Origin of the sequence: Anaeromicropila herbilytica, from assembly GCF_016591975.1 — a bacterium.
GTDB classification, from domain to species: Bacteria; Bacillota; Clostridia; order Lachnospirales; family Lachnospiraceae; genus Anaeromicropila; species Anaeromicropila herbilytica.
Map to the genome: position 1 here is coordinate 1,777,859 of NZ_AP024169.1, position 15,987 is coordinate 1,793,845.

At 31.3% G+C, this 15,987-nt stretch carries 13 protein-coding genes; 10 read left to right on the forward strand and 3 right to left on the reverse strand.

Going from position 1 to position 15,987, the window contains the following annotated elements:
* Nucleotides 1–403 precede the first annotated feature (403 nt).
* Nucleotides 404–2,161, forward strand: a complete 1,758-nt coding sequence (locus bsdtb5_RS07535) for a M3 family oligoendopeptidase (protein ID WP_271715417.1) — start codon at nucleotides 404–406, stop codon at nucleotides 2,159–2,161.
* Between the two features lie 156 nt (nucleotides 2,162–2,317).
* On the opposite strand, the gene bsdtb5_RS07540 is transcribed toward bsdtb5_RS07535, so the two are convergent.
* The 3 genes from bsdtb5_RS07540 to bsdtb5_RS07550 form a co-directional block, all read right to left on the reverse strand.
* The gene (locus bsdtb5_RS07540) at nucleotides 2,318–3,079 is read right to left on the reverse strand and encodes a helix-turn-helix domain-containing protein (protein ID WP_271715418.1); all 762 of its coding nucleotides are present in this window, start codon (nucleotides 3,077–3,079) and stop codon (nucleotides 2,318–2,320) included.
* Nucleotides 3,080–3,446: 367 nt separating this feature from the next.
* On the reverse strand, nucleotides 3,447–5,264 hold the full coding sequence (locus bsdtb5_RS07545) for an ABC transporter ATP-binding protein (protein WP_271715419.1): 1,818 nt from the start codon (nucleotides 5,262–5,264) through the stop codon (nucleotides 3,447–3,449).
* Nucleotides 5,264–7,024, reverse strand: coding sequence for an ABC transporter ATP-binding protein (locus bsdtb5_RS07550; RefSeq protein WP_271715420.1), 1,761 nt, complete (start codon nucleotides 7,022–7,024; stop codon nucleotides 5,264–5,266). Before bsdtb5_RS07550 ends, bsdtb5_RS07545 begins: the two co-directional genes overlap by 1 nt.
* A gap of 270 nt (nucleotides 7,025–7,294) precedes the next feature.
* Between bsdtb5_RS07550 and bsdtb5_RS07555 the strand changes: the two genes are divergently transcribed.
* The 9 genes from bsdtb5_RS07555 (at nucleotide 7,295) to bsdtb5_RS07595 (ending at nucleotide 15,922) form a co-directional block, all read left to right on the forward strand.
* A complete protein-coding gene (locus bsdtb5_RS07555; protein ID WP_271715421.1) occupies nucleotides 7,295–8,158 on the forward strand; it encodes an AraC family transcriptional regulator in 864 nt (287 codons plus the stop codon).
* A gap of 542 nt (nucleotides 8,159–8,700) precedes the next feature.
* The gene (locus bsdtb5_RS07560; RefSeq protein ID WP_271715422.1) at nucleotides 8,701–9,474 is read left to right on the forward strand and encodes a nitroreductase family protein; all 774 of its coding nucleotides are present in this window, start codon (nucleotides 8,701–8,703) and stop codon (nucleotides 9,472–9,474) included.
* 360 nt (nucleotides 9,475–9,834) lie between these two features.
* Nucleotides 9,835–10,305, forward strand: a complete 471-nt coding sequence (locus tag bsdtb5_RS07565; protein WP_271715423.1) for an ASCH domain-containing protein — start codon at nucleotides 9,835–9,837, stop codon at nucleotides 10,303–10,305.
* A gap of 401 nt (nucleotides 10,306–10,706) precedes the next feature.
* Complete coding sequence (locus bsdtb5_RS07570) at nucleotides 10,707–11,327, forward strand: class I SAM-dependent methyltransferase (RefSeq protein ID WP_271715424.1); 621 nt, start codon at nucleotides 10,707–10,709, stop codon at nucleotides 11,325–11,327.
* 232 nt (nucleotides 11,328–11,559) lie between these two features.
* Complete coding sequence (locus tag bsdtb5_RS07575) at nucleotides 11,560–12,012, forward strand: LytTR family DNA-binding domain-containing protein (protein ID WP_271715425.1); 453 nt, start codon at nucleotides 11,560–11,562, stop codon at nucleotides 12,010–12,012.
* Complete coding sequence (locus tag bsdtb5_RS07580) at nucleotides 12,009–12,467, forward strand: DUF3021 family protein (protein WP_271715426.1); 459 nt, start codon at nucleotides 12,009–12,011, stop codon at nucleotides 12,465–12,467. Before bsdtb5_RS07575 ends, bsdtb5_RS07580 begins: the two co-directional genes overlap by 4 nt.
* A 393-nt stretch (nucleotides 12,468–12,860) precedes the next feature.
* Complete coding sequence (locus bsdtb5_RS07585; RefSeq protein ID WP_271715427.1) at nucleotides 12,861–13,736, forward strand: ABC transporter ATP-binding protein; 876 nt, start codon at nucleotides 12,861–12,863, stop codon at nucleotides 13,734–13,736.
* Between the two features lie 68 nt (nucleotides 13,737–13,804).
* Complete coding sequence (locus bsdtb5_RS07590; RefSeq protein WP_271715428.1) at nucleotides 13,805–14,590, forward strand: ABC transporter permease subunit; 786 nt, start codon at nucleotides 13,805–13,807, stop codon at nucleotides 14,588–14,590.
* Nucleotides 14,591–14,941: 351 nt separating this feature from the next.
* On the forward strand, nucleotides 14,942–15,922 hold the full coding sequence (locus bsdtb5_RS07595) for an acyltransferase family protein (RefSeq protein WP_271715429.1): 981 nt from the start codon (nucleotides 14,942–14,944) through the stop codon (nucleotides 15,920–15,922).
* The last annotated feature ends 65 nt before the right edge of the window (nucleotides 15,923–15,987 follow it).

A 15,987-nucleotide genomic window follows, 5' to 3' on the forward strand; every position in this document is an offset into this window, starting at 1 on the left:
ACAAAACAGAAAAACTCATGCTTCATTGAATATGTATAAGAAGTTCTAGTTCTCAGTTCATTTTGTGTAATGCATATGCAATGACAGATAACTCGCTTCGCTCAGACAGATCTGTCATTGCATATAACACAAAATGATCTGAGAACAAGAACTTCTAATACATATTCAAAGGCACATTCGCTTTTTCTGTTTTGTACAAATTGCCAGGCTAGGTTTTGAAACAAATCATTTGTCAAGAAAATCATAATCATAATGTTGGGACAAAAGGCTTATTTTAATTGGCTGAGTGTATATTACAATTGATATCCCTGGTAGTAAAAAACTATAACAACAAAACAACAAAAACAATACAGTTGAGTCTATTAAAAAATTGCAAAGCCATCGATATGGCAGAAGGAGTATTATGAATAGAGAATGGTCACTAGATATTCTATATAAAGATTTTAAAGATGAAAAATATATAAATGATTTCAAACGATTTGAAGATCTAGCAAGTGAGATGAATACATTAAGTAATAGTTTAGCAGATAAAGCTAAAAATGAAGAGACTCTTATTCTTATTATTGAGAAAATGGAAGAGTTTTCTCTATTAATCACAAAGCTTTATTCTTATGCTGAATTAAGACAAGCGACAAATACTACAGATAATGATGCAGTAAGTCAAATAAGTGCAATTCTAAAGTTGAATAGTTCAGTATCAAAGGCAAATGCAATGATCAATAAATACATTGCTTCCTATGACAATTTGGAAGAGATCATTGAAAAAAATGCATTTTTAAAAGAATATGAATTCTTCTTAAAAGAAATAAAGGAGAACTCAAAATATTTACTAAGTGATGATGTTGAAGAAGTAATATCAAAGCTAAATTTATCTGCAGGAGCTTCTTGGAATAATATGCAAAGCTTTTTAACTTCAACTCTTGAAGTAGATTACGATGGTAAAATAGTAACACTACCAGAAATCCGTAATTTAGCATATAACAAAGATAAGAATGTGCGTAAAGCTGCTTATGAAGCCGAATTAAAGGCTTATAATAAAATTAAAGATGCGATAAGCTTTTCCTTAAATAATATTAAGGTTCAAGTAAATACGATTTCTGAACTTAGAGGATATGAATCACCTCTTGCAATGACATTAAAGCTATCAAAAATGAAGAAAGAAACTTTAAATGCATTGTTAGAAGCGATGAAGGAATATATGCCTAAATTCCACTTATATCTTAGAAGAAAAGCAGAACTTCTTGGATATAAAAATGGTCTTCCATGGTTTGAATTATTTGCTCCAATAGGTGAAAGTGATAGAAAGTTTACTACTGAAGAAGCAAGAGATTATTTATTAAATCATTTCAGTTCATTTAGCCAAGATATTGCAGATTTGATGAAAGAAGCATTTGATAATGAATGGATTGACTTCTATCCTAAAAAGGGTAAAGTTGGTGGCGCATTCTGTGCTAATATGTCTTTTGTAAAACAAAGTCGTGTACTTACTAATTTTGATGGTTCACTTAGTGACGTAGTAACATTAGCACATGAGTTAGGTCATGCATATCATGGTAAGATGATTGAGACACATCGCCCTCTGAATTGGGAATATAGCATGCCAGTAGCGGAGACAGCATCTACTTTTAATGAAACAGTAGTAATGAATGCTGCAATTAAAGAAGCTTCTGATAAAGAAAAGATTGCGTTGATAGAAAGTCAGCTACAAGATACAACACAGATTATCTGTGACATCTATTCAAGATTCTTATTTGAAAGTGCTGTTTTTGAAAAATCTAAAACGGAATTCCTATTCGCAGATTCTCTTGAACAAATGATGCTAGATGCTCAAAAAGAGGCATATGGCGACGGACTTGATTCAGAATTCTTACATCCATATATGTGGGTTAATAAGAGTCATTATTACTCAGAAGCATTAAGTTTTTATAATTTCCCTTATGCATTTGGTGGTCTATTTGCAAGAGGACTATATGAAAAATATATGGAAGAAGGAGAAACTTTCCTTCCTAAATATCAAGCGCTATTAAAGGCTACAACAGTAAGTACAGTTGAAGATGCTGCTAAGGAAGCAGGAATTGATTTGGAAAATCCAGAATTCTTTAGAAAGAGCTTGCAATCTTTTGGTAAGTTAATTGATGAATTCTTAGAACTTACTAAATAATCATATTTATATAATATAGTAGGTATTTATATACTGAAATATATAATGGAGTGTCACATATGAACTCCCCGTCAAGTAGACAACTGATAAAATATATACTTTTTTCAATTGTCTATTGACGGGAAAGGTTCACATTGTGGTACTCCATTTTGAAGTTTAAAAAGAACTACATTTTATAGTACCTTGGCATTCTACATTGCCATTAATATCTCCACATGAAATATTACCGCTAGCTATTACATCGCCATCAATATCAGCGCAAGTGATGCTATTACCAGATTCAACGCTACCATCTATATCAGCACATGAGATACTTGAACCAGCTGAAACATTACCATCTATATCTCCACAATTTACAGCACCGCCTGATGTAACATTACCATCGATATCACCGCAATTTACATTACCAGCAGAAGCTACATTACCTTCCACATCACCACAAGAAACATTGGCAGCTGCCGTTACATTGCCTGTAATATCACAATTTCTACACTCTATAGAGAAATCGCTAGATATATTTAATGCATCACCCTCGTAGATAAATTTAAAATCTTTAATCTTCTCTATTTCATGAGAGTTTTTAATTGGAATATAGTGTTTACCTCGAAATAATACTATACGTAAAGTATCATCATCTTCCCAAGGTAGTTCGTTGGAATAGTATTTGGTGTTGTTATCATCTGGAACTGTAATGGAAGTTGTTGCTTTGCCAAATAGTTTGTCCAAACTTACTCTAAATATATCAGCGATAATTGGGAGTAAAGTGATATCAGGATAGGAGAGTTCATTCTCCCATTTAGAGACAGCTTGATAAGTAATCCCTAATTTATTAGCTAACATTTCTTGGGTGTATCCATTTTCTTTTCTTAATTCTGTGATTTTCTTACATAGTTGAAAGGGTGTTTGGTTTTCATTCATATGCATTCCTCCGTCTTTTGATAGTATCATTGTAACATAGATAATGGAAATGAAAATAAATCATTTGTTGAGTTTTACAATATGTGAATTCAACTATTGGTTGAATGATGATTAAAAGAAGTTTACGGGAATAATTTAGTGTTAAATGAAGAAGGAATCCTTCAATCATAATCACATGGCGAACTCGCTTGAAAGTGTTGAGACAACACTCCTTTTGATTATTGAAGGATTCCTTCTTTGTTAAGATTTTTAAATACTCTTTAAAATAATACAGCACGCATATTTATATAGGAGTATTTATTATACTTTTTAAAACGGACTCAAAATTGTTTTATATGCTAGGAACATCTTTTTTACTATAATTATCCTAGAATATAGACTCCTCTACTTTAATTTCATCATCATTTAAGAAACTATACTGTGACATATATAATTCATGATAATAGCCTTTCTTAGCCATCAACTCATCATGAGTTCCCATTTCCATAATCTGTCCTCCATCTATGTACATAATACATGAGGAGTTTTTAATCGTTGATAATCTATGAGCGATGATAAAAGAAGTTCGGTTCTTAAGTAATTTAGCCAATCCTTCTTGAAGTAGAATTTCTGTTTCTGTATCGATACTTGAAGTAGCCTCATCAAGGATAAGAATCTTAGGATCTGCTAATAATGCTCTGGCAAATGATATTAATTGTCTTTGTCCAGCTGATAATCTACTTCCTCGTTCGTTTACTTCTGTGTCATATCCATTTTCAAGTCCCATGATAAAGTCATGTGCACATACGGTTTTCGCTGCGCGAATTACTTCCTCATTACTAGCTTCACGATTTCCATAACGAATATTATCCATGATGGTACCCGAGAAGATAAAACTATCTTGTAACATAACTCCCATTTGCTTACGAAGAGATTTGATAGTGACTGTATTAATATCAACTCCATCAATTAGGATCTGACCAGAATCTATATTATAGAATCGGCTGATTAGGTTAATAATGGTAGATTTACCAGCTCCAGTAGGACCTACAATTGCATAAGATTCACCGACATTAGCAGTAAAATCGATTCCATTTAATATCATAGCATCTTCATCATAGCTAAAAGTAACATCCTTAAATTCAACTTTTCCCTTAATATCAGGCATGGTAGTTGCACCTTCGATATCTTTTACAAGAACAGGTTCATCTATCGTTTCAAAGATTCTTTCTAAGTAGGAGATTGCAGTTAGCAGTGAGTTATAAAAACTTGCTAACGTATTAATTGGTGCCCAGAAGCGTCCGATGTAACCGGTAAATGCAATTAGAACACCCACTGTTATACTAGATATTCCTTGGTCAATCCATGCAACACCTAGTACGTAGATTGCTGCTGTTGTAAGAGTTGAAATATTATCAATAGCAGGCCATAGTAAAAAGTTATATTTTACTGCATTCATCCATGCGGAACTATAGTTACTACTTAAATTATTGAAGATTTCGATATTCTCTCTTTCACGAACAAAACTTTGTGTAACACGAATTCCATTGATACTTTCAGCAATATAAGCGTTTAGATTCGAAGATTTATTACTTGATATTTGCCAAGCAACTCTTTGTCTTTTCTTAATTACAAAGATTAAGATCATAAGTAGTGGTAAACCGCATAGGCAGATAAGGGTTAGCCTTATATTAAGAAAGAGCATAAAAGCAACAATGAATATCAAACTGAACAAATCAGTAATCGTATTTACAATACCATTTGATAATAAATCACTTAAACTATTTACATAATTAACTACACGAACTTGAATCTTACCATGTGGACGGTCATCATAATAGGAAAAGGGAAGCTCTTGTAGATGATTAAAAATGTCGCTTCGAATCTCATGAATAATACTTTGACCTAGCTTGGTTGTAATTGATATTTTGATCCGTAGGTTAATTACTATAACCAGATTGATAATTAGTAAAGCGATACTAATGAATACAACGCCTCTGATGTTCTTATTAGGAATATAATCATCCATAATATTTTTCAATATAATAGGAGTTAACATACCTAGAGCACTGGATAGCATCATGATTAGTATTGTAATTATCATTTCTTTTCTATGAGGTTTTATGTAGGTACCAAGTCGTTTCAATTGCTCGAAACTAAATTCTGTTTCTAATGATTCATCGATATCATATTTATTTCTTGCCATTACTTCGTACCTCCTTTTTGTCTTCTATTCTTCATCTGATTGAATTCACCATATTGATGGTTAAATACAGTTGCATAATAACCATTTTTATCGATTAGGGATTGATGATTTCCTGATTCAATAATCTTGCCATCATCAACGACTAAGATAAGATCAGCGTCTTTAATTGAAGAGATTCTATGAGCAATTAAAAATACAGTTCTTGAAGTGGAGAGTGAATTTAACTCATTTTGAATCTGGAATTCGGTCTCCATATCTACTGCAGAGGTCGTATCATCTAAGATAACAATAGAAGGATCTTTGAGTAAGGCACGAGCAAGAGATATTCTTTGCTTTTGACCACCGGATAATCCCATTCCACGTTCTCCAACGATAGTATCATAACCATCTTGAGTCTCCATGATAAATTCATCTGCATTTGCAATCTTAGCAGCTGCTTTTACTTCTTCAAAGCTACAATTTGGTTTACCGTAGGCAATGTTACCTTCAATCGTATCTGAGAATAAGAATACATCCTGCATAGCCATACCAATACTATCTCTTAGACTATATAGGTCCATGTTTTTAACATTAATTCCATCGATTAAGATCTCTCCATCAGTAACATCATAGAACCTACAGAGTAGATTCATTAATGTGGATTTTCCCGAGCCAGTAGCCCCAATAATTCCAACCGTTTGCCCAGGACTAACCTTAAAATTAATATCTGTTAAAATGACATCATCATCAGCTAGATAGGACACATGACGAAATTCAACTTCACCATTTAATTTCTTTTTCTCTACTGCATTTTTAGGTTCTTTAATATTTGGTTCAATATTAATCGTTGAGTAGATTTTCTCAACGCTTGTAACGAAACGTTGATAGTCATTTGCAAGCCATCCTGCCATACGAAGAGGGTTATTAAGCATCCATAAGTATCCACTAACGGTTACTAATTTACCAATTGTAATATACCCTTTAATAACCATGATACCTCCGACAAGATATAGAATAAAGGTAAGAGAGCTTGATAAAAATTCAAAGATTGGTACATATTTTTTCCAAATGGCAGCGGCATTTAATTCAGAGTCACGATATGCATCGTTTTCTTTATTAAATTTACTAATCTCATAATCTTCTTTTGCAAATGCCTTTACCACGCGGTTACCGCTTACGTTCTCCTGAACAAAGGTATTCAAACTAGAGAATTGCTGTCTGATCTTATGGAAGGCTGGTTTTATTGCGGTAAGTTGCTTGTATGTAATAAAAACAGTAATTGGCATAACTGCAATCATACATAATGCTAGTCGAAAATCAACGGTAAAAATCATTATTAATGCAAAGAGAAAGAGTAATGAGTTCTCGTAAATGGAATATATAACATAAGCTACAAAGTGCCTAATTGCATCCATATCACCAGTTTGTCTTGACATTAAATCACCGGTACGATTTTTGTTGTAAAAATTAAAATCTTGATGTAATAATCGCCTGTACACATGATCTCTCATGGTATAGAGCATACCTTGAGAAGATGTTTCGAAGATATATAAATAAATATATCTTAATACAGAACGAATTACAGTAGTAGAAATTAGCAAGATAATTAATTCCCCTAGCAAGTTCCTGTTGCCTTTTTTAATAACATCATCAACAATGATTCCCGATATATATGGGTTTACAATTGCGAGTGCTGATGTACAGGTTACTAAAAATAATGCAATTATCAGCTTCATTCGGTATTTTTTCAAGAAAGAAAAAAACCATTGCATTGCTGTCATGTTGTTGTCCTCCTTATAACACTACTTTTTTACGTATGTTCCATTATAAACATAATATATTGAAATAAAATGTACTATGTTATTAAAATGATGTAGATTATTTCTTTTCGAAACATTTAACGAAAACCAGAAAATACCAACATTGTTGAGTGTTTTTTATGAAAAAATACGAAAAAAATACCCCAAAAAACTTTCTAATTATATAATTTGATGGTATAATGAGAGAGATTTATAATTCGTAATAGTAAGTTAGAATAAGAGGTGAATGAAATGGAACAATGGCAATTTGATATAACAGATGGAGATTTTAATCCAACTATATTTTTTGCGAGCAAACAAAGAATGTTAAAGGAAAGTAATTATCATGATCATGATTTTACAGAACTTACTTATATATTGTCAGGAAAAGGTAAGTATTTAGTAGATGGAGACACAGTAGATGTAGAAGCTGGTGACATCATTATGTGTAATCCAGGTGTGAAACACAAGAACATCTTAGTGAATCCAAAGGAACCAACTGTTGAATTCTTCGCAGGATTCACTGATTTTAAATTTAAAAATATGCCTCCGAATTCTATTATGCTAAACGATGGTGGATGTGTTTTACATACATCTTCAGTTGCGAAACAAGAAATATCAAGGCATTGTTATGAAATGATTGCAGAAAATGATGCAGGACAAGTTGGTAAATACTTCATGTTAAAAGCTCACTTGATGCAAATTTTATTAACTATTTTACGTGAAATAATTGAAGTAGAAGAAGATGATCAGAAGAGTTATAATTTTGAGTCCTATAATAAAAGTTATGCAGTTAAGCGAATAATTAATTATTTGAATGAGAATTACGCGAATAAGATATCTCTTGATAAGATAGCACATAATATGTATCTTAGTCCAGTGTACATTTCAAAGATTTTTAAAGAAGAAACGGGTGAATCACCTATTAATTATTTGATTAAAATAAGGCTCGAAAAGGCCAAGGATATATTAGCTAATTCAGAAAGTGGTAGCGTTAAGAGTATAGCCAATAGTGTGGGATATGAAGATGTATATCATTTTAGTAAGTTATTTAAAAAGTACTACGGAATATCACCATTGTATTATAAGAAGACAGCGGGACAAAAAAACGCTTAAGAATAAGGATCTAAATTGATTTTCAATTTAGATCTTTTTCTATTATAAATTCTATAAGAATAAAAATGGTACAGTAAGAGAAGGTCAGAAAAATCAATATAATGTATTATTATAGAAGTGTGAATGGATAACCTAACCATTAATATAACAGAGGAATAGAATAAGTATGAACGAAATATTACAAAGAATATTTCGTAAAAAAGGATGAAAGAACTATGAAAAATAACGCATACTTTTATTTAATTCGATGATTTTATGATAGAGGATATATTAGGGTTTGTTATAAATGGATAGTAAAGACTATGTTTGGAATAGTGAAACTGGAAAATATGCTGATTTCTTTGAGGATAATAAAAAAATAGACAAAAAAGTTTATTGGATTTGATTATTAATTGTGCATTAAATTGACTATAGCTGTGGTAAACTATCAAATGCGAATAGTAAATTGAGAATACTATAAAGTTACAGAATATTACGAGAATATTAAGAAAACTTAAGAAGTTAATAAAATCGTAATATATTATAATAGAAGGGTGAGAAACATGAACTTATACGATGCTATACTTGTAAGGAAATCAGTGAAAAACTACCATATGGATGAATTAGAGCAAACGATGTTGAATAATATTTTGAATTTTGCTAATCATTTATCGATGTTGACCGAAGATAATAAAGTACAATATAAAATATTACATCATTCATATACAGATAACAAGTTGCTAAGTATATTCTCTGTGAAAGCTCCCTATTATTTTGTAATCGCCTCAGATAACGATGATCTAAGTTTAATGAACAATGCTTATTTAATGGAACAGATTTCTTTGTACCTAACAACCAAAGGAATTGGATCATATTTAATTGGAAAGAAAAAAATAAATAAGGAATTAGTTGATGGATTAAATTATGACTCGGGATTAATCATGGCTTTTGGAAAAGCAAAAGATAATATATACCGAGATGTTCGCAAATTAAAACATATTGATGAGAAGGATATATGCATTTATAAATGCGAACCTGACATGAGTTTGAAGTCATTGATGAAGATTGCAAGTTATTCTACTGCAAATCGCACTATGCAACCTTTTCGTTTTGTCATTTATGATAACAGAATCCATTTATTTAGTAAAAAAGAGACGTTTCATGCAAGGACATATCATGAAGCTAAAAATATTGACATTGGTATTATTCTTGCTCATCTATTAGTTGCAGCAGAAGAATTGTGGTTTCAAACAACTATTAAAAAGCAGGAAAATATTACGAATAGAGAAATGAAAAATAATGAGTATGTAATTAGCTTATTTTTAAAAGCGGCGTAATTAGTTTTGATTATATATAAAAATAAATTAATGAGTTGCCCGACTACTCATACAGATCTGTCCTAGCATATAACACGAAATGATCTAAGAACAAGATCTTCTAATACATGTTCAAAGGCGCATTCGCTTTTCTGTTTTGCGCAAATTGCCAGGCTAGATTATGATAGGTCATTTGTCGGGCAAATCAAATGAACCTAATATAAAGAATAAAGCCACCAGTTTCAAATGAATGAAATCTGGTGGTTTTCTATAGAATCTAGCTATTTCAAAAACGAATCATATTTAAAAACTATAGACTTTCAAAGATTTTACAATTGAATTAATTTTGCTTAAGATAATTATCGAAAGGATTAAAAAAATATGTATACGAAGGAACAACAAGTAAAAATTGATAAGTTTTGGAGTGAGTTTTTATTAGAAACAAAAAAGCCAGCGGATACTACGTATCTTGAAGCATTTCATTTTGAATTAAATGAATATTTGGCGAATGAATTATTAAGACTGGTTCTTATTGGACAAAAAAGTGCCACTGCAAGTAGTCTATTTGCATTTCAAACAGAAGAGAATAAGCTACCAGCTGTCGGAGATTTTAGTATAATTACAGATTGGGATGGCAATCCCAAATGTGTGATTGAAACAGTTGCAGTAACTACACTTCCATTTAAAGAGATTACATATGATATTTGTAAGCGTGAAGGTGAAGATGACACATTAGAATCATGGAGAGAAGGCCATATTAAATTCTTTCAAGCAGAAGGTGAAGAATTAGGATATGAGTTCTCAGAGGAAATGCCTGTTATTTTTGAAGATTTTAAAGTAGTTTATAAGTAGTAAAAGAGATTATTATATCTCTGCAATACAATATGGTTATTGTGTCAAATTCCCATGCCAAGTTTTTGGCGCTACTACGAATATAAAAGTGGCATGGGAATTCGACAGCCTCCGGCAGATGCACACTCACTTCGTTCGGCGCGTTTATATAATAAAGTCATTCTTAATATACACTCGGTAAACTAATAATAAGTTTTCTGACACCAGAACCAAATATTAAGATAAATTAATAGTTATACATTTTATATTAAGAACTCTTCAGTCAATTGCAAGAGTATCTTAATTTAGTAAACATTGCATTGGAAATGAAATGAATTTATAATAAAGTAACCTAAGCTAATAAAGTTTGGTATAGCCCAATTTAACTATGTTAAGTTTTTATCTAGGAAGGAATGAGATATATGATAAACAACTACCGTGTAATATCAAAATTTTATGATATATTAGATTATATTTATTTTAATAAAAAAGAGAGAAGTCCAAGGCAAGCAATCTTGAATGTAATTCCTAATGATAGTATTAAAATTCTTGATGTATGTACTGGAACAGGAAGCAATAGTCTTCTGATATCAGAATATAAAAGAAATACTTCAATTTATGGAATCGATCTTTCCAAAGAGATGTTACATATATTAAAAGAGAAAAAAGAAGGAAATACGTCTAATAATTTAAAGACTTTTGTTATGGATGCAACGGAAACCAAATTTAAAGCGAATACCTTTGATGTAGTTCTCATATCTCTGGTATTACATGAGGTCTCAGATGATGTTGCAACTGATATATTAGATGAAGCTAAAAGGGTTCTAAAGCCACAAGGAAAAATTATTGTGGTAGAATGGGAAGAGCCACAGAGATGGATTCAAAAACTTAAATTTTCTATTATTAAATTATTTGAACCAAAAGGATTTGATCAATTTTTATCAAATGATTTTCAAAAGTATTTTATGCGTAGGGGATTATATATTAATCGATTAAGACATTGTGATTATAGTAGAGTCTTTGAATTAAGAAAAGCAATATAAATTATGATAGAATTATAAAAAAGAATCATTCAGAATATCATTAGAAGAAGTGAACTCGTAGAAAAATGGGATAATTGCTTTTGGTGATAATTTGAATGATTCTTTTTTCTTTTACATATATAAAAGTGCAACTTAACTCCAATAAAATGCATCTTATTATAGAATGAATTGCAATTTATCTGTTAGTATAGTATATATAAAGAATGGTAATGAATAGGAGCATATAAAGCACATGAGAATAAGAATTGATCAAAGTGATGCATATGGATCAGAACCTGAGATCATTATAAAGTGTAATCAGGTAGATGATAAGGTACATAGAATCATTTCGTTAATCGATATGCAGAAGAAGAAATTACTTGGATTTGCAGATGGTAAAGAGCATGTTATTGATATTAATGAAGTATTATATTGTGAAAGTGTTGACGGTGCAGTATTTATATATGCAAAAGATCAAGTATATAAGACTACATATACATTAAATGAAATAGAAGCTTCGTGTTCTGAGATAGGATATTTTCGGTGTTCTAAATCAATGGTGTTGAATATCCATGCGATTAAGAGCCTAAAAAGCGAATTGGGAAACCGAATCGATGCGCTATTATCGAATGAGGAGCACATTATAATATCTAGGCACTATGCAAAACAGTTGAGAGCAATCTTAAAGGAGGCTTCAAAGTTATGAAAAGACTAATTAGGTGGAGTAATTGGGAGCTAAAGAATGAATTTATTGCATGTGGATATTTTACTGGAATGCTCTTTTGGTATTGTATTATTGAGATAATTTCGGGAGTGCATGAAGTTAGTATTCTTATTATGTTGGAAATGTTCCTTACAAATTACGCACTCTCAACATTACAACAGATATTACTAAACTCTGACAAAGAATATACTACTAAAAGTTTCATTGTTAGGGGAACAATTATTAGTATTATTTCTATTATCGTAGTTCTAATTACGAGTGAACTTGGAGGCTGGTTTAAAGGAATGCCTATTTGGGCAAGTATTGCAACTTATATTTTATTAATTGCTTCCTATGTTACGGTTTGGATATTATTTAAATTAGGTAAGAAGTATGATACTAAGGAGTTAAATGAGCAATTAGAGAATTTCAAGCATCATATGGAAGGAAGCAAATAGAGATTAGGGATTTGAGTGTTTAAAAGCCATATTTTAGTTTGCTGAGTGTATATCGCTGCATAATTATGAATTTTGGTTACCTTACCTTCAAAAAGTTTATATATAAACTTATTATATTTTTTACAAGCCTCATAACAAGCTAAAATACTCACTCACGTTCCTATTTTAACTTTGAGTCTTGACAAAATATAAGCAATGTTTTCAGCCGGACTACGCCCAAATTAATAATTATACATCAATATACACAATTTAGACTGAAAAAGGCATTTGGTACTCTAATCATGTTAGCAGTAGTATCTAGGTATTTTGTACAAATTACCAGGGATATTTATGAGCAGGTCATGTAGAGAGTGAATTCATAACAAAATTATCATAGAAAGGCATGGTAGAACTATGGAAAATGCAATTGAGATAGAAAATTTAGTGAAAACTTATAAGAAAGCAAGAGGGGTATCTGGAATTAGTTTGAATGTAGAAAAGGGGGATTTCTATGGATTTATTGGCCCGAATGGAGCTGGTAAATCTACTACGATACGTTCAATGCTAGGTTTAATTCAGAAAAATTCAGGAACGATACGTATTTTTAATAAGAACATTGAGAGTGAAAAAGTTGAGATTCTAAGAAATATTGGATATATGCCATCTGAGGCGATGTTCTATCCTAGAATGCGAGTGAGTGAAGTTATTCAAATGGCAGCGAATGCATACAGAATGGATTGTAGTGAAAAAGCAAGTGAATTATGTGAAAGATTAAAAGTGGATGTTAATAAACGAATTGAGGAACTCTCACTTGGTAATCGAAAAAAAATTAGCATCGTATGTGCGATGCAACATAAGCCTGATTTATATATTTTCGATGAACCAACCTCTGGACTTGATCCTCTAATGCAGAAAGAATTTTTTAGTTTGCTAAGTGAGGTAAACAAAAGTGGAGCTACGATATTCTTATCTTCTCATGTCCTATCAGAGATTCAAAATTATTGCAATCATGCAGCAATTATCAAAGAAGGTAAGTTAATTGCTATGGATTCGGTTAGTAATCTAACGAAGACGAATACTAAAAAAGTAATTGTTAAGGGGATTCATGAAGAGCCTTCAATACCAGGTATTAAAATGCTCCATTCAGAGAATGATACTGTTCACTTTATGTATCAAGGTAGTATAAAATTGTTACTCACAACATTAAGTAACATGGAGATTACCGATGTTATTATTGAGGAACCTTCATTGGATGAGACATTTATGCATTATTATGAAAAGACTGAGTAGAGTGTGAAATAAAGTGTTTCACACTCCCTGATTTGTATGTCGCCGATAGCGACAGAGAGGAGAACTAGATGATATTAAAACATGAATTGAAATTAAATATAAAAACTTTTCTTATATGGACAATTATTATCGCTGGTATGGACTTTGGCTTTATGCTAATGTATCCAAGCCTACAAGATGCATTAAATAATGCAATGGATGCATATGCAAGTATGGGAGCTATTACCCAAGCTTTTGGGATGGATCGATTAAGTATGGCAGAACCAATCGGATTCTATGGTGCTGAGATTGGATCAATCTTTACTTTAGGTGGGGCATTATTTGCAGCTATTATCGGATCTGGTATCCTATCCAAAGAAGAAGCAGGCCATACATCTGAATTTTTATTTACGTTACCATTTAGCCGTGTAAATGTTGTGCTTCAAAAAGTTGCAGCAGTCATTCTTCTTATCTTAGCATTTGATATTATTAACTTACTTTTTGGAGTGCTATCTTTTGTAATCATTGATGCAGATCTTCAGATAAAAAAGTTATTTTTCTTTCATCTAGCTCAATTTTTCATGCATGTTGAAGTGGCTACCATTTGTATCTTATTTTCAGCATTTATGAAGAAAGTGAATCTTGGACTTGGGTTAGGAGTAGCCTTGTTGCTATATTTCCTTGATATAATGTCAAGAATTCTTGACCAACTAAAGTTTGCAAAATACGTGACTCCATTCTACTATGCGAATGCAGCAGATGTATTAACAGAGAGTGGCATTGATATGAAATTATTAGGAATCGGTTTTATCGTTATGATCATAAGCATAACTGTAGGTGCTTGGTATTATAATCATAGAGATCTAGCAGCATAATACGAGGTCACTGATAAAGTCCCTTTCAAAAAGTATAATGAATATTACTGTATAAATATGTGCGCTGTATTTTTGTTTTAAAGGGTATTAGAAAATCTTAATGAAGAAAGGAATCATTCAATAATCAGAAGGAGTGCTGTCTGAGCGCTTTCCAGCGAGTTCGCTCCATCTGATTATGTTTGAAGGATTCTTTCTTCATTTAGATTCTCTTATACTTCTTTAACAAAAATACAGCACGCATATTTATACAGTGATATTCAAGAGGAAACTACAATAAGGGACTTTTTCAGTGACCTAGCATAAATCATGGTGTTAAAAATTAAGGAATAAAATACTAAGGAGCAAATTACTGTGAATCTATCAAAACAAAGAGATTATTACTTTGATAATGCAAAACTAATCTTAATGTTATTCGTTGTAACTGGGCATTTTATTGAGCCTACGATTAATAAAAGTGAAGAAACTAAAATGATATTTATGTTCCTTTATTTATTTCACATGCCTGCATTTATCTTTATATCAGGTTACTTTTCTAAGACTGATTTAAAGATAAGTACCATAAAAAAGATTACATTCAGATTTCTACTTTCTTATATTGTAATTCAGTTAATTTTTATTTGGTATACTAAGTTCATTGGCTTAACTGCCTATGAATATACATTGTTGCAACCAGCATATATCTACTGGTATCTTTTCGCAATGTTTTGCTGGAATATTGCAATAAGAATCTTGGTAAATCTAAAAGTTAAATTAGAATATATATTAATCTTTAGTGTTCTTGCCAGTTTACTCGCTGGTTTAAATGAAAATATCTCTTGGGAGTATAGTTTATCTAGAATTATTGTGTTCTTTCCTTATTTCATGTTAGGATACTATTTTAAAGTGAAAGGATTCGATACCAGATTAACGATAAAAGGAAAAGAGATAGCGCTAGGTTTTCTTTCACTAGTAATTCTAGTACTAATGCTATATGGAAATAAGTTTAATCTTAACTGGCTGTATTGTGCGGATTCCTATCAAGCACTTCATGTTACGTGGGATAGAGGAATCTTGTATCGATTGGTATTGATGCTTATTCAAACGATAATGCTATTTTCTATCTTTCGATTAATACCGAAAGAGAAGAATGGATTGACTTCATTAGGAGGAAATACACTTAGCATCTATATCTTACATGGATTTGTGGTTAAATATTTAGTGTCCATTCACTATTATGATGAAATGAACATAGTGAAATATATATTACTTTTTATATTTAGTATTATTACATTATTGGGATTAAGTCAGGTTACCTTTCCAAGGAATAATAATAAAAAGAGTAGGTACAATTGAAGAAAATAATAGTAGAATAGTTAGAAAATACAAATATATAATTAAATTAAGTTTAGAGCTAGGCT

Excerpts from the sequence above, each read along its gene's own strand:
- bsdtb5_RS07535 (WP_271715417.1), top strand. The coding sequence starts at position 404 with ATGAATAGAGAATGGTCACTAGATATTCTATATAAAGATTTTAAAGAT.
- bsdtb5_RS07540 (WP_271715418.1), bottom strand. The coding sequence starts at position 3,079 with ATGAATGAAAACCAAACACCCTTTCAACTATGTAAGAAAATCACAGAA.
- bsdtb5_RS07545 (WP_271715419.1), bottom strand. The coding sequence starts at position 5,264 with ATGGCAAGAAATAAATATGATATCGATGAATCATTAGAAACAGAATTT.
- bsdtb5_RS07550 (WP_271715420.1), bottom strand. The coding sequence starts at position 7,024 with ATGACAGCAATGCAATGGTTTTTTTCTTTCTTGAAAAAATACCGAATG.
- bsdtb5_RS07555 (WP_271715421.1), top strand. The coding sequence starts at position 7,295 with ATGGAACAATGGCAATTTGATATAACAGATGGAGATTTTAATCCAACT.
- bsdtb5_RS07560 (WP_271715422.1), top strand. The coding sequence starts at position 8,701 with ATGAACTTATACGATGCTATACTTGTAAGGAAATCAGTGAAAAACTAC.
- bsdtb5_RS07565 (WP_271715423.1), top strand. The coding sequence starts at position 9,835 with ATGTATACGAAGGAACAACAAGTAAAAATTGATAAGTTTTGGAGTGAG.
- bsdtb5_RS07570 (WP_271715424.1), top strand. The coding sequence starts at position 10,707 with ATGATAAACAACTACCGTGTAATATCAAAATTTTATGATATATTAGAT.
- bsdtb5_RS07575 (WP_271715425.1), top strand. The coding sequence starts at position 11,560 with ATGAGAATAAGAATTGATCAAAGTGATGCATATGGATCAGAACCTGAG.
- bsdtb5_RS07580 (WP_271715426.1), top strand. The coding sequence starts at position 12,009 with ATGAAAAGACTAATTAGGTGGAGTAATTGGGAGCTAAAGAATGAATTT.
- bsdtb5_RS07585 (WP_271715427.1), top strand. The coding sequence starts at position 12,861 with ATGGAAAATGCAATTGAGATAGAAAATTTAGTGAAAACTTATAAGAAA.
- bsdtb5_RS07590 (WP_271715428.1), top strand. The coding sequence starts at position 13,805 with ATGATATTAAAACATGAATTGAAATTAAATATAAAAACTTTTCTTATA.